At 71.8% G+C, this 20,210-nt stretch carries 20 protein-coding genes, 1 pseudogene and 1 riboswitch; of the genes and pseudogenes, 2 read left to right on the plus strand and 19 right to left on the minus strand.

All coding sequences use genetic code 11. The annotated features are described in order from the left end of the window. Positions 1 to 12 precede the first annotated feature (12 nt). Genes OXS49_RS18395 through cbiE form a run of 4 tightly spaced genes read right to left on the minus strand, consistent with a single transcriptional unit; the run spans position 13 to position 3,735 of the window. Positions 13 to 1,332 carry a cobyrinate a,c-diamide synthase gene (locus OXS49_RS18395; RefSeq protein ID WP_267426016.1) on the minus strand — a complete coding sequence of 440 codons (1,320 nt, stop codon included), beginning with the start codon at positions 1,330 to 1,332 and terminating at the stop codon, positions 13 to 15. Continuing rightward, positions 1,329 to 2,105 carry a precorrin-4 C(11)-methyltransferase gene (gene cobM, locus OXS49_RS18400; protein ID WP_267426017.1) on the minus strand — a complete coding sequence of 259 codons (777 nt, stop codon included), beginning with the start codon at positions 2,103 to 2,105 and terminating at the stop codon, positions 1,329 to 1,331. The genes OXS49_RS18395 and cobM overlap by 4 nt, the downstream gene beginning before the upstream one ends. Then, on the minus strand, positions 2,102 to 2,506 hold the full coding sequence (locus OXS49_RS18405) for a cobalamin biosynthesis protein (RefSeq protein WP_267426019.1): 405 nt from the start codon (positions 2,504 to 2,506) through the stop codon (positions 2,102 to 2,104). Before OXS49_RS18405 ends, cobM begins: the two co-directional genes overlap by 4 nt. Then, entirely contained in the window at positions 2,503 to 3,735 is a 1,233-nt protein-coding gene (gene cbiE / locus OXS49_RS18410; protein WP_267426021.1) for a precorrin-6y C5,15-methyltransferase (decarboxylating) subunit CbiE, read from the minus strand. Before cbiE ends, OXS49_RS18405 begins: the two co-directional genes overlap by 4 nt. A gap of 13 nt (positions 3,736 to 3,748) precedes the next feature. Here cbiE and OXS49_RS18415 point away from each other — a divergent pair, with 13 nt between their 5' ends. Then, complete coding sequence (locus tag OXS49_RS18415) at positions 3,749 to 4,528, plus strand: cobalt-precorrin-6A reductase (RefSeq protein ID WP_267426023.1); 780 nt, start codon at positions 3,749 to 3,751, stop codon at positions 4,526 to 4,528. Here the strand turns inward: OXS49_RS18415 and cobJ are convergent. The 11 genes from cobJ to OXS49_RS18470 form a co-directional block, all read right to left on the minus strand. Then, the gene (cobJ, locus tag OXS49_RS18420) at positions 4,498 to 5,268 is read right to left on the minus strand and encodes a precorrin-3B C(17)-methyltransferase (RefSeq protein WP_267426024.1); all 771 of its coding nucleotides are present in this window, start codon (positions 5,266 to 5,268) and stop codon (positions 4,498 to 4,500) included. The two genes, OXS49_RS18415 and cobJ, sit on opposite strands and share 31 nt — an antisense overlap. Beyond that, a complete protein-coding gene (locus OXS49_RS18425; protein WP_244003298.1) occupies positions 5,265 to 5,681 on the minus strand; it encodes a type II toxin-antitoxin system VapC family toxin in 417 nt (138 codons plus the stop codon). The genes cobJ and OXS49_RS18425 overlap by 4 nt, the downstream gene beginning before the upstream one ends. Further along, positions 5,678 to 5,953, minus strand: a complete 276-nt coding sequence (locus tag OXS49_RS18430) for a transcriptional regulator (protein WP_267426025.1) — start codon at positions 5,951 to 5,953, stop codon at positions 5,678 to 5,680. The genes OXS49_RS18425 and OXS49_RS18430 overlap by 4 nt, the downstream gene beginning before the upstream one ends. A 55-nt stretch (positions 5,954 to 6,008) precedes the next feature. Beyond that, positions 6,009 to 6,788, minus strand: coding sequence for a precorrin-2 C(20)-methyltransferase (locus OXS49_RS18435; protein ID WP_267426026.1), 780 nt, complete (start codon positions 6,786 to 6,788; stop codon positions 6,009 to 6,011). Further along, positions 6,788 to 7,513 carry a precorrin-8X methylmutase gene (locus OXS49_RS18440; protein ID WP_267426027.1) on the minus strand — a complete coding sequence of 242 codons (726 nt, stop codon included), beginning with the start codon at positions 7,511 to 7,513 and terminating at the stop codon, positions 6,788 to 6,790. Before OXS49_RS18440 ends, OXS49_RS18435 begins: the two co-directional genes overlap by 1 nt. Further along, the gene (locus OXS49_RS18445; RefSeq protein ID WP_267426029.1) at positions 7,510 to 8,772 is read right to left on the minus strand and encodes a precorrin-3B synthase; all 1,263 of its coding nucleotides are present in this window, start codon (positions 8,770 to 8,772) and stop codon (positions 7,510 to 7,512) included. Before OXS49_RS18445 ends, OXS49_RS18440 begins: the two co-directional genes overlap by 4 nt. A gap of 74 nt (positions 8,773 to 8,846) precedes the next feature. After that, entirely contained in the window at positions 8,847 to 12,194 is a 3,348-nt protein-coding gene (gene cobN / locus OXS49_RS18450; RefSeq protein WP_267426031.1) for a cobaltochelatase subunit CobN, read from the minus strand. A gap of 46 nt (positions 12,195 to 12,240) precedes the next feature. Next, entirely contained in the window at positions 12,241 to 13,275 is a 1,035-nt protein-coding gene (gene cobW, locus OXS49_RS18455; RefSeq protein WP_244003308.1) for a cobalamin biosynthesis protein CobW, read from the minus strand. Beyond that, complete coding sequence (locus OXS49_RS18460) at positions 13,272 to 13,673, minus strand: DUF1636 domain-containing protein (protein WP_267426034.1); 402 nt, start codon at positions 13,671 to 13,673, stop codon at positions 13,272 to 13,274. Before OXS49_RS18460 ends, cobW begins: the two co-directional genes overlap by 4 nt. After that, on the minus strand, positions 13,666 to 14,403 hold the full coding sequence (locus OXS49_RS18465) for a CbtA family protein (RefSeq protein WP_244003313.1): 738 nt from the start codon (positions 14,401 to 14,403) through the stop codon (positions 13,666 to 13,668). The genes OXS49_RS18460 and OXS49_RS18465 overlap by 8 nt, the downstream gene beginning before the upstream one ends. A gap of 16 nt (positions 14,404 to 14,419) precedes the next feature. Next, positions 14,420 to 14,602 carry a CbtB domain-containing protein gene (locus tag OXS49_RS18470; RefSeq protein WP_244003315.1) on the minus strand — a complete coding sequence of 61 codons (183 nt, stop codon included), beginning with the start codon at positions 14,600 to 14,602 and terminating at the stop codon, positions 14,420 to 14,422. Positions 14,603 to 14,635: 33 nt separating this feature from the next. Further along, positions 14,636 to 14,830, minus strand: a riboswitch (cobalamin riboswitch). Between the two features lie 148 nt (positions 14,831 to 14,978). Here OXS49_RS18470 and OXS49_RS18475 point away from each other — a divergent pair. Continuing rightward, the gene (locus OXS49_RS18475; protein ID WP_267426044.1) at positions 14,979 to 16,001 is read left to right on the plus strand and encodes a DUF4424 family protein; all 1,023 of its coding nucleotides are present in this window, start codon (positions 14,979 to 14,981) and stop codon (positions 15,999 to 16,001) included. A gap of 84 nt (positions 16,002 to 16,085) precedes the next feature. Here OXS49_RS18475 and OXS49_RS18480 read toward each other — a convergent pair whose 3' ends face one another. The 4 genes and pseudogenes from OXS49_RS18480 to OXS49_RS18495 all read right to left on the minus strand — a co-directional run. Further along, a complete protein-coding gene (locus OXS49_RS18480; RefSeq protein ID WP_267426046.1) occupies positions 16,086 to 17,666 on the minus strand; it encodes a peptidase S10 in 1,581 nt (526 codons plus the stop codon). Beyond that, positions 17,663 to 18,115, minus strand: coding sequence for a DNA polymerase III subunit chi (locus OXS49_RS18485; protein ID WP_267426047.1), 453 nt, complete (start codon positions 18,113 to 18,115; stop codon positions 17,663 to 17,665). Before OXS49_RS18485 ends, OXS49_RS18480 begins: the two co-directional genes overlap by 4 nt. Positions 18,116 to 18,173: 58 nt before the next feature. Then, entirely contained in the window at positions 18,174 to 19,802 is a 1,629-nt protein-coding gene (locus OXS49_RS18490) for a CTP synthase (protein WP_267426037.1), read from the minus strand. A 134-nt stretch (positions 19,803 to 19,936) separates the two neighbouring features. Beyond that, positions 19,937 to 20,210 (minus strand): annotated as a pseudogene (locus OXS49_RS18495) (preprotein translocase subunit SecG); the annotation flags it as partial.

Genomic DNA, 20,210 nt, shown 5'->3' on the forward strand with positions numbered 1-20,210 from the left:
GGCGCGGAAGATTCAATCCGAATCTCCGGCGACGAAGTGGAAGAAGCTCCCGCTCACGGGGCCGATCCGATGCCCCGCGAAGCCGAGCTCGGAGCCTCCCGCGTCGGTGACACGGGCCAGGGCGTCCGGTTCCGGAGCGGCCGGCGAGAGCTCGCTGGCATAGTGGAATTCATGGCCGATCAGGCGGGCGCCGCGCTGGCCGAGCAAGCTATCTCCGCACAGGTGCGCCACGCGGTAGCCGAGATGGAGCTTGCGGCGCCGGTACGAAGTTTCCACCGGCAGGAGGCCGGCCATGGCGTGCGTGACGCCTTCGGCATCCTCCAGGGTGCGTCCGAGAACCATGTAGCCGCCGCACTCGCCATGGACCGGGCGGCTGCGCGCGAAGGCGCGCAGCCCGTCCAGGAACCGGCTGGCGCCCGCGAGACGGCCCGCATGCAACTCAGGGTAGCCGCCCGGTAGCCAGCAAACGTCGCATGCGTCCGGCGGTGGCGCGTCCGCGAGCGGCGAGAACGGGACCAGTTCCGCCCCCGCCATGCGCCAACCGGCTTCGAGATGCGGGTAGAGGAAGCTGAACGCCGCATCCCGGGCCACCGCGATCCGCTGGCCCGGCGGCGGGGGCAGGGCGCCCCCCGTTTCCGGCACACCGCCGCCGGCCGCCGCGACGACGGCGTCGAGATCGATACCCGCCACCGCGAGTTCGGCGAGCCGATCGAGGCGCGCCTGGAGATCGGCGGTCTCGCCGGCTTGGACGAGGCCGAGATGCCGCTCGGGTAGGACGAGCTGCGCGTCGCGCATGAGCGCGCCGAGCACCGGGAGCCCCGCGCGCTCCATGCCGGCCTCGACGAGCCGGCGGTGGCGGGCGCTCGCCACCTTGTTCAGGATCACCCCGGCGATCGTGACCCGCGGGTCGTAGAGCCGGCAGCCCAGCGCGACCGCGGCGGCCGATTGGGCCGCTCCGGAGACATCCACCACCAGCACCACGGGCCAGCCGTAGCGTGCGGCGATATCGGCATTGGCGCCGGTCCGGTTTTCCGCCGCACGGACCCCGTCGAACAGCCCCATGGATCCTTCGGCGATCACGATGTCGGCATCCGTGACCGTGTCGCGGGCCAGGGCGTCGAGCAGGGGCGGCGCCATGGCGAAACTGTCGAGATTGAAGCTCGGTCGCCCCGTGGCCGCCTGATGGAAGGCCGGATCGATATAGTCGGGCCCGCATTTGGCGGCGCGCACCCGCAGGCCCCGCTGGGACAGGGCCCGCATCAGCGCGAGGGTCACGGTCGTCTTGCCGGAACTCGATCGCGGCGCCGCGATGAGGAGGCCGGGGGCGCTCACGTCCGCCCTCCGACCGTGCCGCCGGGTCGGTAGCGCCGGTCGTAATCGGTGGCGTAGAGCGCGCTCTCGCGGAAATGCTCGGCGGCGAGCGCCGGGCCGACGAGGATCAGCGCCGTGCGTTCGAGGCCGGCCTGCGCCACCTGGGCCGGCAGGGTGGCGAGATCGGTTTTCAGCACCCGCTCGTCCGGCCAGGAGGCGCGAAACACGGCTGCGGCCGGGCAGGACGGCCCGTAGAACGGGATCAGCTCGGACGCGACCCGCTCGACCACGTGGATCGAGAGGTGGATCGCCAGCGTGGCCCCGGTCGCCGCGAAGGCCGCCAGGGTCTCGCGCTCCGGCATGGCGCTCGCCCGGCCGGACGTGCGGGTCAGGACCACCGACTGCGCCAGCCCGGGCACGGTCAGCTCCCGCCGCAGCACGGCCGCCGCCGCCGCGAAGGCCGGAACGCCGGGCGTCACCGTGTAGGGGATGCCGAGCCCATCGAGCCGGCGCATCTGCTCGGCCAGCGCGCTCCAGATCGACAGGTCGCCCGAATGCAGCCGCGCCACGTCGTGGCCGGCGGCATGGGCCGCCGCGATCTCCGCCATGATGGCGTCGAGGTCGAGGGGCGCGGTGTCGACGATCCGGGCGCCCGGCGGGCACCATCCCAGGATCTCGGGCGCCACCAGGGAGCCTGCGTAGAGGCAGACCGGGCAGGACGCGACGCGGTCGCGGCCCCGGACCGTGATGAGGTCGGCCGCGCCAGGGCCGGCGCCGATGAAGTGGACGGTCATGCTGTGGGTATCGTGGTCTGGCCGACGGCGAGCGCGCAGGTGGCGCCGCCGCTCGCGATCCGGGGGAGGGCGAGGCGGCTGCCGGGTCCGGCCGCCGCGAGGGCGGCGGCCTCGGCGACGGAACCGACGCCGCGCAGGCGCTCGACCCGTGCCGAGCGGGTGACGAGTTCGGCGTCGCGGGCCGCCAGCGCGTCCGCGGCGACCGGGCGCGGCGACAGGCCGAACCGCGCCGCTGCGCCGGCAATCGCCGGCTCGACCGCCCGGTCGGCGGCGGTCGCGATAACCGTCAGGTCGGCCCGCGCGACGCCGATCTGCCCGAGCGCCCGAGTGATCAGCGCCGCGATCTCGTCGGCTCCGGTGCCGCGCCGAAAGCCGATCCCGGCAACGAGGCGTTCGGTCATGGCTTGGTCCAGGCCCATTGGGTCACCGGCATGGCCGGCCGCCAGCCGTGCAGTCCGCCCACGGGACTGGCCCGGTCGACGGAAAAGCGCCGCAGGCTGCCGCCCTGGGCCGCGAAGACCGTGAGCAGCGCCGCTTCGCCTTCCAGCGTGACCGCGTTGGCGACGCAGCGTCCGCCCGGCTTGAGGGCGGCCAGGGCCGCCGGCAGAACGCCGGGCTCCGACACGCCGCCGCCGATGAAGATCGCATCCGGCTCGGGCAGCCCGACCAGCGCATCCGGCGCGGCACCGGTCACCACGGCGAGGTCCGGCGTGCCGAGGGCTTCGGCATTCCGGCGGATGCGCGCGGCCCGCTCCGGCCGCGCCTCGATCGCGGTGGCGCGCAGGCTCGGATGGCGCAGCATCCATTCGATCGCCACCGAACCTGCGCCGGCCCCGATGTCCCACAGGTGCAGTCCCGGATGGGGCCGCAGAGCCGCGAGCGTCAGCGCCCGGATCTCGGCCTTGGTGAGCTGCCCGTCATTCTCGAACAGCGCGTCGTCGAGGCCGGGCGCGAGGGTCAGCGCGCGGCCGGCACCCGCCACGGTGATCGCGACGGTGTTGAGCGGATCGATGGCGCCGATATCGAAGCCCTCGGCGCGTGCTGCGCGGATCCGCTCGCGCGGGCCGCCCATCGCTTCCAGCACCGTCAGGGTGGACGCGCCGAAGCCGCGCTCGGTCAGCAAAACCGCCAGAGCCGCTGGCGTCGAACCGTCCCAAGACAGGACCAGCAGCCGGGCCCCCGGCTGCAGATACGGCACGATCCGGGCCAGCGCTCGACCGTGGAGGGTGACGAGGCCGCATTCGGCCAGCGGCCAGCCGAGGCGCGCACAGGCCAGGCTGAACGCCGAGGGTTGCGGGAAGGTGCGGATCTCGGCCGGTGGGATCAGCCGGGCGATCTCGGCGCCGATCCCGTAATGGAAGGGATCGCCGGTCGCGAGGATGCCGGTGGGCTCGCCCCGGCGGGCTAGGATAGCCGGATAGGCTTCGTGGATCGGGCTCGGCCAGGGGCGGGTCTCGGCCGCCAGGGGGCCGGCCAGCGCGAAGTGGCGGCGGCCGCCGTAGACGACGCGGGCGGCATCGAGCGCAGCCGCCGCTGCAGGCGCGAGGCCGGACCGCCCGTCCTCGCCGATGCCGATGATCGACAGCCAGCAACTGGCAACGGGCCGGCTCGACAGGGCCTCACCGCTCATGGACAAGGCGCCCATGACGGAGGGTGTGATGCGGATCCTGATCCTCGGCGGGACCGGGGAGGCGAGCACCCTGGTGCGCGCGTTGGCCGGACGGGACGACCTGTCCGTCGTGCTCTCCCTGGCCGGCCGGACCGCCGCGCCGAAGCCCGAGCCGGTCCCGACGCGGAGCGGCGGGTTCGGGGGCGCCGAAGGACTCGCGCGCTACCTGCAGTCGGAAAGGATCGACCGCCTGATCGACGCCACGCATCCCTTCGCCGCACGGATCGCGGACAACGCCGTCCGCGCGGCCGCCCTGGCGGGCATCCCGTTGCTGGCGATCCGCCGTCCGGCCTGGAACCCGGCGCCGGGCGATCGCTGGATGGAGGTCGAGACTGTCCCGGCCGCCGTGGCGGCGCTCGGCCCCGAGCCCCGGCGCGTGTTCCTGACGGTCGGTCGGCAGGAGGCCGGCGCCTTCGCGGCGGCCCCGCAGCACGCCTACTGGGTGCGCACGGTCGAGCCCCTCGGCGACGCGCTGCCCGTGCCCCGTCTCACGGCGATCGAGGCCCGAGGCCCCTTCGACCCGGATTCGGAGGCCGCGCTGATGCGGGCGGCCGGCATCGAGATCCTGGTCAGCAAGAATTCCGGCGGGGCGGCGACCTACGGCAAGATCGCGGCGGCGCGCGCCCTCGCGATCCCGGTGGTCATGGTCCGCCGGCCGGACAAGCCCGATGTGTCGCGCGTGGCAGACGCCGCCGGAGCGCTCCGCTGGCTGAAGACCGACGCTCACGCCGCCTCGACCTTGCGCGCGGTGTAGACGAAGGGCGGACGGCCGGTCCGCGGGATCAGCCGCGTGGTCGAGGCGCCGAGGATCACCATCGTCGCCATGTCGGCGGGCGCCGTGGGCGCCTCAGCCAGCGTCGTCACCCGGATCGCCTCGTCGGGCCGGCTGATCGCGCGGGCGAACATCACCGGCGTCCCGGGTGCGCGGATCCCGGCCGCGATCTCCAGGGCGGCGCCGAGCTGCCAGGGCCGGGCGGTCGAGATCGGGTTGTAGAGGGCCACGACCAGATCGGCGCGCAGCACCGCTTCCAGCCGCGCCGTCACCACCGGCCAGGGCTTGAGGTTGTCCGAGAGCGACAGGGCGCAGAAATCGCCGCCGAGCGGCGCGCCGAGACGGGCCGCGGCCGCCAGCATCGCGGTGATCCCGGGCTCGACCGTGATGGCGAGGTCGCGCCATCCGGGCGCGCCGTGCTCCACCGCCTCGAACACCGCCGCCGCCATGGCGAAGACGCCCGGATCGCCACCGGAGACGACCGCGACCCGGCGTCCGGCGGCGGCGAGTTCCAGGGCGTGGCGCGCCCGGTCGACCTCGACACGGTTGTCGCTGGCATGCCGGGTCAGGCCCGGCCGCTCGGGGATGCGGGCAACGTAGGGGTGGTAGCCGATGAGGTCCTCGGCTGCGTCCAGCGCCCGGCGTGCGGATTCGGTCAGCAGGCTCTCGTCGCCCGGGCCGAGACCGATAACCGTGAGAGTTCCGCCTGCACCCGGATTCAACGCGCGTCCGCCTCTGAGGTCAGCAATCGTGCAGAAAATCCCTGCACGCCCAGCCGTTTAATAGCCGTCCTATCGGACGACACGAAGGTCTCGCCGCCGAGGCGGCGCCCTTCGAACGCGATGATAGCGTCCGCGAAATCGCCGCCTGCTTCCAACACCGCCAAGCCGGCTTGGATGGCTGGCCGGTCGGCCACGACAGTGCGGGCCGCGATCAAGCTTCGGATCGCCGTGGTGATCTCCCCGCGGGGCATGCCGTATCGGCTTCGAAGCTTCCAAACCAACTCGCAAAGGGCATGGATACTGATCGCAACCTGTGCCGCCCCTTCCAGTGCTCGAACGGCCGCCAGCCCCTGGGCCGGGTCGTCATTGACGATTAGTCGCACCGAGACATTGGTGTCGGGCGTGACCCTCACGACCTGCCGAGTCCGGACGTCCCGGCTTCTGCTCCTGCTTCCGCTATGGCGTCGCCGATCTCATCGATCGAGCAGCAGGCGCCATTACCTTTGCCTGCAAGTATTCCGTACACCTGACGCCAGGAGTGCTCAGGATGGTCGGCCATCAGTTCCGCTCGACCGTCGGGCAGGAGTTTGAGCCGGATCCTGCCGCCTGGCAGAATGCCGAGATGCTTGAGGATATCCTCGCGGAGCGTCACACGGCCCCGGGCCGTCACCGTCAACGTCGTCATGAGCCGTCCCCGTCAGCCCAACGTAATGGGGCGGAGCGTGACCAGCAAGCATCGGTCACGGCCGACGCCCCTCGCCGGGGAGCAGCACCATCGAGAAGTACGGGGCGGCATCGTCCGCCTTGTCGGCCAGCATGACGACGCGCTCGCCTGCCATCGTGCCGCGCTCGACATAAACTGCACGCGCGAGGAGCCCGGCTTCGGCCAAAGCCGCGCGCACCTTGGGCAGGTGGCGGCCGAGCTTCATCACCACGGCGGCGTCGGTGCCGCGCAGCCGCTCGGTGAGGATATCGAGCGACAGGGTCGCGGGCAAAACCGTCAGGACGTCGTCGCCCCAGGTGATCGGCGTCCCGGCCCGGGTCCAGCAGCCCGACATGCCGGTGACGCCCGGAATCACCTCAACGGGGAAGCGGTCCTTCAGACGCCGCCACAGGTGCATGAACGAGCCGTAGAAGAACGGATCGCCCTCCGAGAGGATCGCCACGTCGCGCCCGGCGCCGAGATGATCGGCGAGCCGGCCCGCCGCGTCGTCGTAGAAGCCGGCGAGCGCCGCCACGTAATCCGGGTGCTCCGGGTGAATCTCGGTGGTGTAGGGATAGGCCAGCGCCAGTTCGCGGTCTGGATCGCGCAGGATCGCATCCGCGATCGTGCGGGCGTTGCCGCGCTTGCCTCGCTTGCAGAAGTGGACGAGCACCGGTGCCCGCATCAGGATGCGCTGCGCCTTGACGGTCAGCAGGTCGGGATCGCCCGGACCCATCCCGACCCCGTAGACTGTGCCGGTCACCGCGGCGGCCGGCAGCGCCTCCGCGGGCGCGTCGAGCCGTTCGAACCCGTCCATCACTCGGCCTCGCTGGCGAGCGCGTTCACGGCGGCGGCCGTCATGGCGCTGCCGCCGCGCCGCCCGTGGACGACCACGAACGGCACCCGGCCGTCCCTGGCCAGAGCGTCCTTCGATTCCGCGGCGCCGACGAAACCCACCGGGATGCCGATCACCGCGGCCGGCGGTGCCACGCCCGCGTCGAGCAGTTCCAGCAGGCGGAACAGGGCGGTCGGCGCGTTGCCCACCGCCACCACGCTGCCCGGAAGGTGCGCGCGCCACAACTCCATGGCGGCGGCCGAGCGGGTGGTGCCGAGGTCCCGCGCCAGATCCGGCACGCGGGGATCGCCGAGCGTGCAGATCACGGGGTTGCCGGCCGGCAGGCGCGCCCGGGTGACGCCGTCGGCGACCATGCGAACGTCGCACAGGATCGGTGCCCCGGCTTGCAGCGCGGCGACACCGGCCTCGGCGAAATCGTCCGACATCTCCACGTCGGCCGGGAGGTCGGTCATGCCGCAGGCGTGGATCATGCGCACCACGACGCGCTCGGCGGCCCCGGTCCAGCGGGCGAGATCGGCCTCGGCGCGGATCATCGCGAAGGAGCGCGCGTAGATGGCGCTGCCGTCGCGGATATAGTCGTAGCGGGAGGCGGGCTCCTGGCGGGTGGCAGGCTCCTGGCGGGAGACAGGCTCCTGGGCCACCGGTTCCGACCCCGCCTGGCGCAGGGCATTCTGGCTCGCGCTCATGCCGGTCTTCCATCCCCCCCATTGTCCGGCCGAGCCATATTGGGCGCGAACGCCGCGGCAAGGCCGACAGTCTTGGCCCTTCCTAACCGGTCCAGTACGGCCTCGATAGGGAGGTGTATCGCCGGCTCATCGCCGGGTGCGCCGCCGATGACGATGCCGTAGCGGCCCTGTGTGCCCACCAGCGTCAGGTCGGCAGGGCCCGGCCGCGCACAGCCCTTGGCGCAGCCGGAGACGTGCGCGGCCCGTCCCTGTTGCGCGAGCGGGCGGAACATCTCGGCGACGCGCGCCGCATCGGCCAGCGTCGGCGTCGAGCCGGAGGCGCAACCTGGGGCGCCCGTACAGGCATCGACGCTGCGGCGGGGATCGTCGGGTGCGACGATGAAATCGCAGGCGAGCTCCGCCATGACCGCGGCCGCCGGCGCACCGGTCGGAGCGAGCAGGACAAAACCGCGCGCCGGCGAGAGGCGGATCGCGTCGGCGCCGACGGCTTCCGCGGCAGAAACGACGCGATCGAGGGTATCCGCCGTGCAGCGGCCGAAGGGCGCATCCAGAGCGAGGATCTGGAGATCGGGCCGTGTCCGGAGACCGGCGGCGGGCGCGAACGGCACCACGCTCCGTCCTCCTGGAGGGCGGGGCGACCCCGCCGATCCGGACGCGCGAAGGGCCGTGCCGAGCCTTGCGCGTTCGTCCTCAGAAAGATCGCGCATCCGGCGCCGGCCGGTGCGCACGAAGGCTTCGAGCAGCGCGGTCAGGATAACGGGTGCATCCTCGAGTCCGCAGGCGAGAACGGTCTGCCAATCCTCGGCGGCAGCGATCGCGATCTCGACCCGCGCCCTCTCGCGGGCGACGATGACACAATCGGCGTCCGGCAGGGCCGCATCCGGGCGCCCCTCGATCAGGACCAGCGTCTTGGCCGGCAGCCCGGGAATGTCGCGCGCAGCCGCCTCGATCGCCCGGGCGAGCGCCGGCACGTCGATCCGCTCCGCAGGATCGTGTCCGGCGAGGGGCTGGGTGAGCGTCAGGCGCTGCGGGCCGCCATCGGCACGCCGGTCGCCGAGGCCGGCTTCGGTGAGCAGCCGGGCCAGCGGCGCGCGCGTCGATTCGGTGACGCCGCGGATTTGGAGGTTGGCCCGGGCGGTGAGGTCGAGATGGCCATTGCCGAAAAGCAGCGCGCCCTGCGCCACCGCGCGGGCCTGCTCCAGCGCGAGTATCCCCAGCGGCGGGTGGACCCGCGCCAGCAGCCCGTCGCCCGTGGGCATCGGGCGGGCGAGTCCGGGACACCAGCCCCGGCGGCCCGGCGCCTCGGGAAGAGCGCGGCGATGCACCGGCGCGTTCACTCCGCGGCCTCGCGCAGCAGCGCGTCGGCCGGCAGGGCGTTGCGCCGGCTGTGCCAGAGGCCCCGGTCGCGGGCCTCGTCGAAACGCTCCAGGATCGCCCGGGTCGCCGCCGGGTTGGCGTCGCGCAGCTGCTCGAACACCTCCGCGTCGCCGATCCAGGCCGCGTACAACCGGTCGAAACCGGCATCGCTCACGGCGTCGCTCGAAGCGGCGAGCACGAACACCGCGTCGAGCCCTTGCGCCAGTTCCTGCGCCCCCCGGTAGCCGTGGCGCAGCTGCGCCGCGATCCAGCGGGGATCGGAGAGGCGACCGCCGATCAGGCGCGCGGCATCCTCCCGGGCGGTGCGGGCCTTCGGGCGCTCCGGCACCGAGACGTCGAGGCTGTAGAGCGCCGGGCGCGCATCCTGCAGCGCCGCCGCGGCCGCGAATCCGCCCATGGCGTCGACGGCGGCATCGCCATCGAACAGATCGCGTTCCGCCGCGTCGAAGGCGTGCAGGTAGGCGTCGGCCGCTGCGACCCGCGCGGTGAAATCCGCGTCCGGCCCCTCGCGGTCGCCGTAGGCATGGGAGCTGGCCGCCATGTAGGCGCGGCCGAGATCGTCCCGGGTGTCCCAGGAGCCGTCGAGGGCGGTGGCGGCCGTGCCGGCGCCGTAGCGGCCGGGCGCCGCACCGTAGACCCGGGCGGCCGTCTCGCCGCGCCTGCGGGCCGCCGCCAGGGGGTTCTCGTCGTCGGCCTCGTCCCGGTCGGCCACCGCCCGGGCGGCGCGGTCGATCAACGCCAGCGTGTCCGGGAACGTGTCGCGGAACGCCCCGGAGATCCGCACCGTCACGTCGATCCGTGGCCGGTCGAGCATGGCCAGCGGCAGCACCTCGAAGCCGGTGACGCGGGTGCTGGCATGGTCCCAGACGGGCCGGACGCCCATCAGGGCCAGGGCATGCGCCACGTCCTCGCCGCCGGTGCGCAGGGTCGGCGAGGCCCAGAGATCCATCACGATCCGGGCCGGATAGGCGCCTTCGTCCTGAAGGTAGCGCGTCACCACCGCCTCGGCGGCCTTCACCCCCAGGAGCGCGGCGGCGCGGCTCGGAATGGCGCGCGGATCGAGCGTGGCGAGGTTTCGCCCGGTGGGGAGCACGTCCGCGCGCCCGCGGGACGGGGACCCGGACGGGCCGGGTTGGACGAACCGGCCGTCCAGGGCGGCGAGTAGTCCCGCCCGTTCGGCGGCCGCGCTCGCCACGACCGGGCCGGGGGCGTCGTCTGCGGCGCGGCCGAAGACGTGGAGGCCATCGCGGAAACACGTCTCGCCGAGATCGCACAGATGGGCGTCGAGCCGCGTCAGCGCCTCGTCCATCGGCGTATCGGGGCCGATCCCGGCGCCGTCGAGCAGCCCGGCGGCCCCGGCCTCTTCCAGGATGGCGCTGGCGATCAGGGTCGCCCGGCGGGGATCGAGGACGCTGGCGGCGCTGTATTCTTCGACGAGCTCACGCAGCCGCGCGGCCTCGGGAGAAAGCTCATGGCCGGCGACCTCGGGTGTCAGATGACCGAGCGCGACCCCGCCGAGCCGGCGCTTCAACGGAGCGGCCTCACCGGGATCGTCCACGATGAACGGGTAGATCACCGGCAGGGCGCCGACACAGAGAGCCGGGAAGCAATCCGGCGACAGGGCCACGGCCTTGCCGGGCAGCCACTCGGTCGTGCCGTGGGTGCCGAGCTGGACCAGCACGTCGAAGCCCTGCCGCAGGCCGAGGTGGAAGGCGAGGTAGGCGTGGGTCGGGACGCGTTCGGCGTCGTGGTAGCCCGCCTTGCGATCGGGATCGCGCCCGCGATCCGGCTGCAGAAACACCGTGAGGCCGCCGCTCTGCGGATTCACGGTTCGGCGGGCCTCCGCCATCCGGAAACGGAACGCGCCCTCCGTGCAGGCGGCATCGGTTTCCGGCTCGCCCCAGGCCTGGGTGATCGTGACGCGGGTCGCCGCGGGCAGGCCGTCGAGCCACGCCAGATAGGCGATCAGCGGCACGCAGAAGTCCGCCGGCCCCTCGGTGAGCGTCGTCATCAGCGCGCCGGCTTCGGGCAGGGCACACCCGGCATAGCCGGAGGCGGCGAGGTCCGCGGCGATGGCCCGGGCGCTCTCCGGCGTATCGAGGCCGACCGCGAAGCCGGCTCGGCCGCCCCGCGCCGGATAATCGGACAGGACCATCGCGATGCGCCGCGCGTCCCGAGGCCGGGTGGCGAGCCGCAGCCAGCCGGCGGTCCGGTCGGCGAGCGCCGCGATTCCGGGTGCGTAGGACACGGCCCGGCGCTCGGCGAAGCCTTCGATCTCGGCCTCTTCTTCCTTGAACGAGATCGGGAAGCCCGAGAGCCGGCCGTCGAATTCCGGCAGCGCCACCTGCATGGCGAGGTCGGCCGCGCCGAGCCCCCGGGCCGAGGCCTCCCAGGCGGCCAGCGGCGACCCGACCGTGAAGGCCTGCAGCACCGGACAATCGGCGCCGTCGAGGACGAAGTCGATCCCGTCCTCGCGCGCCGAGAAGGCGGTCGCCGCGATGACGATGTCGGGCCGGCGCGCCCGCACGGCCGCCGCGACCGCAGTTGCGGCCACGGGTTCCTTCAGGCTCGACACGGCCATCGGCAGCACGCCGATCCCGCGGGCGCGCAGGGCCGCGATCAGGGCGACGAACGGAGCGGTATCACCGCCGAGTACGGCGGAGCGGTAGACGAGGAGTAGGGCAAGCGGTTCGGCCCGGGCGTCCGCGAGCGGGATCGCGGTTTCCGCCGCCGCGACGGCCTGATCCAGGGGCGGCGTCGTGCAGCCTGGGCACCACGCGAAGCCCCGGGGCAACGGGTTGGGTGGCTCGACCGGAAGGTCCGCGCCGATCCGGCTCGCGAGGAGCCGCAGCATCTGGCGCAGGTTCTCGGGGCCGCCGGCGCGGAAATAGGCGTCGAGCCGGTCCGCCAGCGCGGGATCGGTCGAGGAGGCGGCAAGCCGCGGGTCGGGCCGGTCGTCGCCCGGCAGCACCGCCAGCACCACCCCATGCGCCCGCGCTGCCTCGGCGCAGCGCTCGACCCCGTAGCGCCAATAATCGAGCCCCCCGAGGCAGCGGATCACCACGATCTTGGCGCGCGCCACGACGCGCTCCACGTAGAAATCGACCGAGAGCGGATGCCGCAGCTTGGCCATCTTGGCGAGGCGCAGGCTCGGGAGGCCCGGCTCACCGGCATACGCCCGCGCGATCCCGGCGAGGTCGCTGTCGGTGAAGGACAGCACGACGACGTCGCCGGGCTCCTGCCCGAGATCCACCGCCGCCTCGCCCTCGTCGAGGGAGACGGCATCGATGCGCACGAGATGCATCGCCCGCGTCCCTAGGTGCTGAGCGAACGGGCGCGCGCGACGGGTCTCATCCCGCGAGCGCCGTCGCGACGGCGTCCCGATCGAAGCCCTTCAGGCCGATCACCACGAGCGCCCCGTCGCGCGCCTCGCCCGCCCGCCAGGGCCGGTCGAAATGGTGAGCGACGCGCCGGCCGACACCCTGCACCACGAGGCGCATCGCCTTGCCCTCCACCTCGGCGAACCCCTTGATCCGCAGGACGCCTGCGGTCTCGGCCGCCTTCTCGACGCGGGCCGCGAGATCGGCCGCCGTCACCGCCGGGCGGATCGGCAGCGCTACCGTCTCGAAGTCGTCGTGATCGTGGTCCTCACCCGCGCCGTGGTGGGACGGGCGAGCATCCAGATCATCCTCGGCCGCCGCACCGAGGCCCAGAAGAATCCGCGGATCGATGATGCCCTTCTCGGTCTCCACCACCTTCACGGCGCGGGGCAGATGCCCCTCCACCTCGGCCCGGACCCGGGCGCGGGTGTCGGCGTCGATCAGGTCGGCCTTGTTGAGCACCACGAGGTCGGCGCAGAGGAGCTGGTCCTCGAACACCTCCTCCAGGGGATTGTCGTGATCGACCGATTGGTCGGCGGCCCGCTGGGCGGCCAGCGCCGCGGGATCCTCGGCGAACACACCCGCGGCGACCGCAGGTCCGTCCACCACCGCCACCACGCCGTCCACCGTGACCCGCGAGCGGATCGCCGGCCATTGGAAGGCCTGGACCAGGGGCTTCGGCAGGGCGAGGCCCGAGGTCTCGATCAGAATGTGCTCCGGCGGCTCGGCGCGGGCGAGCAGCGTCTCGAGGGCCGGCACGAAATCGTCCGCCACCGTGCAGCAGATGCAGCCGTTCGGCAGCTCGACGATGGAGTCCTCGGTGCAGCCCTCGACCCCGCAGGCGGCCAGGAACGACTTGTCGAAGCCGACATCACCGAACTCGTTGACCAGGATGGCAAGGCGCCGGCCCTTCGCGTTCTCGATCAGGTGACGGACCAGCGTCGTCTTGCCGGCGCCGAGGAAGCCCGTGACGATGGTGCAGGGGATCTTGGCGACAATCGTCATTCGGCGGCCTCCGGGGTGCCGGCCGGAAACAGGCGCGGTGCAGGGAAGGGGGGGATCCGGGCGATCACGCCCGTCTTGAATTCGGTCGGTCGCTCGCGCCACGGCACGATGCCGTCCGGCGTCGCGGCATAAGCAGCGAGCCCGGCGAGGATGATCTCGGCGGAGACTGCCGGATCCATGTCGCCGTACACGTAGGTCCAGCGGTCCGCGGCGGCGACCGCCACCGTGCAAGGGCGCTTGCAGACCGACAGGCACTCCACCGGCTCGACGCGCAGATCGACCGTACCCTCGGCCCGAACGCGCAGGGCGTCGAGGAGGCGGGCGCCGGCCCGGGGACCCTCGGGGTCGTCGCCGTCACGGCGGCAGGTGGTGCAGACGTAGAGGACGGTCTCACCCATGGGCCGTCCCCCGCGCGGTCCCGCGGCCGAACACCAGCCAGGCCCGACTGAACCCGAGGCCCAGCAGCATCCAGAACACGAAGCTGATCGCCAGCGAGCGAGCCGCGAACTGCGCGGCTAAGGCCGCCGGCAACGCCGACGCCCCCTCCGGCGCCTGGGGCGCGCCGACCACGTGCGGTGCGATGAGCAGGACGACCCCGCCCAGGATGGCGATCAGCGATCGGCGCACGGCGATCAGGTAGAGGCCCATGGCGGTGGACGCCGCGGTCATGACCCACCACGCCTGCCGGACGGCCAGCGGTGCCGCCTCGCTGCCCGGCAGCTCCGGTGGCAGGCCGAGGCCGGGCGCCAGGGCGACGCTGGCGAAACCCGCCACCGCGAAGGCCAGGGCGACCTGCGGCGTCGGCTCCCGTCCGCAGGCGAGCATCGCGGCACCGAGCAGGAGCGCGTAGCCGACGGCACCCACCAGGGTCGCGAGTCCGGTGAAGGCCATGCGCGGCAGGCCCGCCCCCGGTTGCCATTCCGGCGCCGTGTCCGGCGCGGCGTGATCGTGGCCGGCATGAGCGAGAACGATCGGCAGTGTGCGGGCGGCCTGATGGCTGGGCTCGGCCTGCTCGAAGCGCTCGGCCGCTACGATCAGCGGCGAGGTCAGCGTGAGTTCGAGGCCCGTCACGACGACGGCCGCGAAGAAGCCGGCGGCCAGTGCCGCCGACAGAAGCCGGATGATCATCCCTGCGACGATGGCGTCAGTGACAGGGAAAGTTCTGGGTATGCCGGAAGTCGTGAGCCGCGTTGTGGAACGCGATCGCCGGCGAGAAGCCGACCATGAACAGCAGGCCGAGGCCGAGGAAAGCCGCGAGCGCGACCGCCACGGGGCGCTCGGACGCGCGGGCACCGACGGCGATAGGAGCGAGGGTCGAGGTCGTCATGGGTCTGTCTCCAGCCGCCCCACCGGCGGCAACGCGGGATCCTGTCGTGACGGCAGGTCTCCTGGCTCGCGGCTCGACGCCCCTGCCGCCTTCCCGGATCGTTCCGGTGGCCCTCGGCAGGCGCTCGCCGCTCACAGTTGCGGGGGCAGCCGCGGAATCGGGGGTCGCACCCCTCACCGCATTCCCTTTTCACCCCGTCACCGGGGCACCGTCACGCAGTCGTTGTAGACGCATGACAGCTCTCACACAACGGAGGCGCGGCGGAATCATTTCCGCCGCTTTGCGAACGGTGGGGATCGGTGAGCAGGCCGGGGATCCACACGGTCGCGATGGCCGCGCCGGCGGTCCATAGCCTCAATCGAGATGCGTGATCGTGATGAGAATCCTGTCGCTGGTCCTTGCCCTCCTCGCGGCGTCATCCCTGCTGGCTCGGGCCGAAGAGACGGATGTTGCGCTCAGGGCGGGAAACCTCGTCCTCGAACAGGGCGGCGCGCTCACGCTTGCGGCGGAAGATCTTTATCTCTCGGAGCAGGAGGTCGGGGCCGATTACCGGTTCCGCAACCCGACCGGAGCCGACATCGAGGCCATTGTCGCGTTCCCGCTGCCCGCCATCGTCGGCGCGCCCGCGACGGCGGTTTCCATTCCCGATCCGACCCAGGCCAATTTCCTCGCCTTCAACGCCACGATCGATGGCCAAGCCGTCCCATGGCAGCTCGATCAGCACGCCTTCCTGGTGCGCAACGGCCAGCCGGTCGAGATCACCGACGAACTCGGCACCCTCGGCATCCCGCTTGTACCGACCGTTGCGGCGACGGAAGTCCCGCTGCGCCGGCTCTCGGAGCCGCGGCGACACGCCCTGATCGAGGCCGGCTTTCTCGATCGGCAGGTCCACAAGGACGGGACGATCTCGGACGTCCCGTTCTGGACGCTGAAATCACGGTCCTGGCGCCGGCAGATCTTTCCGGCGGGGCACGAGGTCGCCATTCGGCAGAGCTTCACGCCGAGCCTCGGCGGCCAGTCCAGCCTTTCGTTCGGCTCGCCGGATCTGGGTCCGTCCCAGATGGCGCGTTACGCGGACCGGTTCTGCACGGATCCCGCCTTCGCGCGCGCGGCCCAAGCCCTGTATCGGCGAGCGAGCGCCGACGGCAGCCGGTCCTTCCAGGCCTACGAACGCTATTTGACGTATCTGTTGCCCGCCGGGACCGGGCCGATCGGCACGTTCAAGCTGATCGTTGACAAAGGTGATCCGTCCACGATGGTCGCGTTCTGTGGCCGCGATCTCAAGAAGACCGGTCCGACCACCGTCGAGTCGGTCGTGAAGGACTATGTGCCAAGCCGCGATATCGATGTGCTCTTCCTGAAGTGTGCCTCGCGCGTATCGGCGTTGCCTCCCCTGTGAGGGGCGTCTCGATGCCGCCTGCGGTGCGGATCGCCATCGGCCAGTCGCTAGGTGGCCCCTTACGCGTCGCGAGGCCGCGAACCGTCACGGTGCGTCTTTCGCCTTCCCGGGCGTCGTATCCCCGTCGCGCGCCTTGAGGGCATCCGCGTAGAGCCGCGCCACATCCCTGTGGAACGAAGCCCGTGAATCCGCACGCGTGTAGAACATGTGCCCCCCGGGATAGACCGCGAGATCCAAGCGCCCGGCCGCGTAGGCGGGAGCCTGGGCGAGCAGGAGCTTCGAGGCGAAATAGGGAGTCACGAGGTCCGTGAAGCCGTGCGCCACCAAGACCCGGAGGTGCCCGTCGAGCGCCAGGGCGCCCTTGAGATTCGAGAACACCTCCGGCGCCTGCCGGCCCGAGCCCCAACTCCAGCCGTGGTTCACGGCGTTGTTCAGGAGTTCGTAGCGCATGTTCGGCACGGGCCACTTGAGCGTGCGGGCGTAGAGGTCGAGCATGGCGCTGGTCAGCGGCGCCTGAATCGCAGTGAGCTGTGGATCGTCGAAGTTCGACTGCGTTGCGTCCGGGTTCGGATCCCATCCGGTGATCCCGGTGTCGTAGGCGCTGGCGACGCGGCCCCCGGCCCGGTCGATCTCGCGCTGGACGCTCCGGGTGGATAGCCGCGCGCCTTGTGAGCGCACGAGCGCGGCGTCGAGCCCGACCAGAGGCGCGACCGTCTCGGTCATGCGGGCGACTGCGCCGGCATCGGACGGTCCTTTGAGCAGATCCGACAGATACGGGCCGGAGGCGTAGGCCTCGGCCTCCCCGAGCAGGGCCGGCGTCGGCACGGTGCCCTTCCGCTCCAGCGCACCGGCCGCAAGGGACGGCAGCTTCAGCACGTAGCCCCATGGATTGGCCCGGGGCGCCTCCAGCCATGCGAAATCGAGCACCGGCGAGAGCAGCACCATCCCGGATAGGCCGACGCCGATATCCTCCTGAAGCTTTTCGGCGATCAGCGGACCCCGGAAGCCGCCGTAGCTCTCACCCACGTAGAATTTCGGGCTCGCCATGCGGTCGTTGACGCGCAGATAGCGGGCGATCACGGCCGACAGGGTCGCGGCGTCCGAATCGATCGACCAATAGGCCTTGCCGTTGCCGTCCGCCGCGCGGCTGTAGCCGGTCCCGACCGGATCGATGAAGACGAGGTCGGTGAAGTCGAGCCACGTGCCGTCATTCGGAGTGAGCGCCACCGGTTGCGAGGGGCTGATGCGATCGCCGCCGGTTGGCAGCCGCCAGGGGCCGATCGCCCCGATGTTCAGATAGGCCGAGGCCGCGCCGGGGCCGCCGTTCACCGCGAAGGTAACAGGGCGCGGACGTCCGGCTTCAGGCGCCATCGTGTAGGCCACGTAGGCGATCTCAGCCTGAAGCTTGCCCGATTCGTCGACCAGCGGCAGGCTTCCGGCGGTGGCGGTGAAGGCGAGCGTCCGGCCATCGGGCAGCGTCAGGCTGTGCTGCGTCGTCGAGTCGGGCGGCAGGCGGCGTCCCTCGGGACCGCGGGGCGCCTGCCGGGCCTCCGGCTGGGGATGGCCGTGCGGCGCCTCCTGGGCGCCGAGAGGCAGGGGCGCGCTGAACGCCAAAGCGAGGCCGAGCGTGGCGCGGGCGAAACCTGGGTTGCGGATCACGGTCAGGCCTTCTTGTTCCAGCGACCCGAATCGTCCTGCTGCCAATAGGCCACCGTATGGCCGGCCTCCTTGGCCTGCTTCCATTGCTCGCGGGCACGCAACAGGGCGTCCTGATCTGTCCCGTCGAACAGGATGCAGATCCGCTCGTAGGCGTTCGCATCCGGCGGCAGGTCGGCGCCTTCCACGAGGAAGCGGATCGAGGCCGTGTTGGGATTCACGTCCCGCAGGGTCAGGACCACCGGCTGGCTCCCCGCGTCGGGCTCGCGGTCGGTGCCGTGCGGCAGGAAGCTTTCGTCCGAATAGGTCCAGAGATGGTCGTCGAGCGCCTGAAGGCGCTCCTCGGTGGCCGCCTGGATCGCGGCCTGCCAGCCCCGGTCGAGGGAACGCTCGACCAGGTTCGGCAGCACATTCTCCAGCGGCTGGCGCTGCATGTGGTAGAACAGGATCTCGGTCACGGCTGCTGAGATATAGGGTCCCACGCTCCGATGCGAGCAGCGGCGCGCCGCCGCGCCTTCAGACCAGGCGGCTTTGCTCGATCGCCGCGCCGACGAAGCCCTTGAACAGGGGGTGCGGCTCGAAGGGCCGCGACTTCAGCTCCGGGTGGAACTGCACGCCGATGAAGAACGGGTGCCCGACATGCTCCACGGTCTCGGGCAGGAGCCCATCCGGCGAGACGCCCGAGAAGCGCAGGCCCTGGGCCTCCAGCCGATCGCGATAGGCCATGTTGACCTCGTAGCGGTGGCGGTGGCGCTCGGAGATCTCCGTGGTGCCGTAGATCTGGGCGATCTTCGATTCGGGATCGAGCTTCGCGTCGTAGGCGCCGAGCCGCATCGTGCCGCCGAGATCGCCGGCGGCCGCGCGTCGCTCCAGCTCGTTGCCGCGCAGCCATTCGGTCAACAGGCCGACCACCGGCTCGGCGGTCTCGCCGAACTCGGTCGAGTTGGCCTCCGGCAAGCCGGCGAGTGCGCGCGCCGCCTCGATCACCGCCATCTGCATGCCGAAGCAGATGCCGAGATAGGGGATGCGCTTCTCCCGGGCGAAGCGCGCCGCGCGGATCTTGCCCTCGGCGCCGCGCTGACCGAACCCGCCTGGGACCAGGATGCCGTTGAGCCCTTCGAGGAACGGCGCGGGATCCTCGCGCTCGAACACCTCGGCCTCGATCCATTCGAGGTTGACCTTCACCCGGTGGCTGATGCCGCCATGGGTCAGCGCCTCGGTCAGCGACTTGTAGGCGTCCTTGAGCCCCGTGTACTTGCCCACGATGGCGATGGAGACCTCGCCCTCCGGGTTGCGCACCCGCTCGGCGATGGTCTTCCAGCGGGCCAGATCCGGCTCCTCGCCGTGCTCCAGGCCGAAATGGCCGAGCACCTCCCGGTCGAGCCCGGCCTGCCGGTAGGAAAGCGGCACCTCGTAGATTGAGGCGACGTCCCGGGCCTCGATCACCGCGGTCTCGCGGACATTGCAGAACAGGGCGAGCTTGCGCCGCTCGTCGACGGGGATGTCCCGGTCGCAACGGCAGAGCAGGATATCGGGCTGGATGCCGATCGAGCGCAACTCCTTCACGGAGTGCTGCGTCGGCTTGGTCTTCAACTCGCCTGCGGACGGGATGTAGGGCAGCAACGTCAGGTGCACGTAGCAGCAGGCACCGCGGGGCAGTTCCTGGCCGAGCTGGCGAATCGCTTCGAAGAACGGCAACCCCTCGATATCGCCGACCGTGCCGCCGATCTCGACGAGCACGAAATCGAACGCGTCGTTGCCTTCGAGAACGAAGTCCTTGATCGCGTTGGTGACGTGCGGGATCACCTGGATAGTCGCGCCGAGATAGTCGCCGCGGCGCTCCTTGGCGATGATGTCCTGGTAGATCCGGCCGGTGGTGATGTTGTCGGCCCGGCTCGCCGGCACGCCGGTGAACCGCTCGTAATGGCCGAGGTCGAGGTCGGTCTCGGCACCGTCGTCGGTGACGAAGACCTCGCCGTGCTGGGTCGGGCTCATCGTGCCCGGATCGACGTTGAGATAGGGGTCGAGCTTGCGCATCCGGACCCGGTAGCCGCGGGCCTGTAGCACCGCCGCCAGGGCCGCCGAGGCCAGCCCCTTGCCCAGGGAGGAAACCACGCCGCCGGTGATGAAAACGTACCGCGTCATGGGCTTCGGTCCATAAAGAAGTGGCCGGCGTTTGCCAAACGCCGAATGCCCCGGCCCGTGTGGGAGCTGGGGATCGCTGGGCGCATTTGACGGTCCGGCACCGGCCGGACCGTCATGATTCGGGCTGGCGCCGTTTAGCGCGACTGCGGCGCGTCCGGGACTCCCGGCTGGGCAGGAGCGGGTTGGGCAGGAGCGGATTGGGCAGGAGCAGGCTGGGAGGGCTGAGCGGGCGCGGCGGCGGGGGCACGGTCCTGCTGCTGGCGCAGCGTGTCGAGCAGGTTGTCGGCGCCGGTCGGCTGCTTGGCGGGCTGACCCGCCTGCGGCGCGCCGGTGTCGAGGATCGATTTCGGCGCCTGCGCGCGATGCGACATCACGGCCAGCAGCAGGCTGGTGGCGAAGAACAGCGCC

The sequence above is a fragment of the Methylobacterium sp. GC_Met_2 genome (assembly GCF_026540795.1).
In the GTDB taxonomy this organism is placed as follows: domain Bacteria; phylum Pseudomonadota; class Alphaproteobacteria; order Rhizobiales; family Beijerinckiaceae; genus Methylobacterium.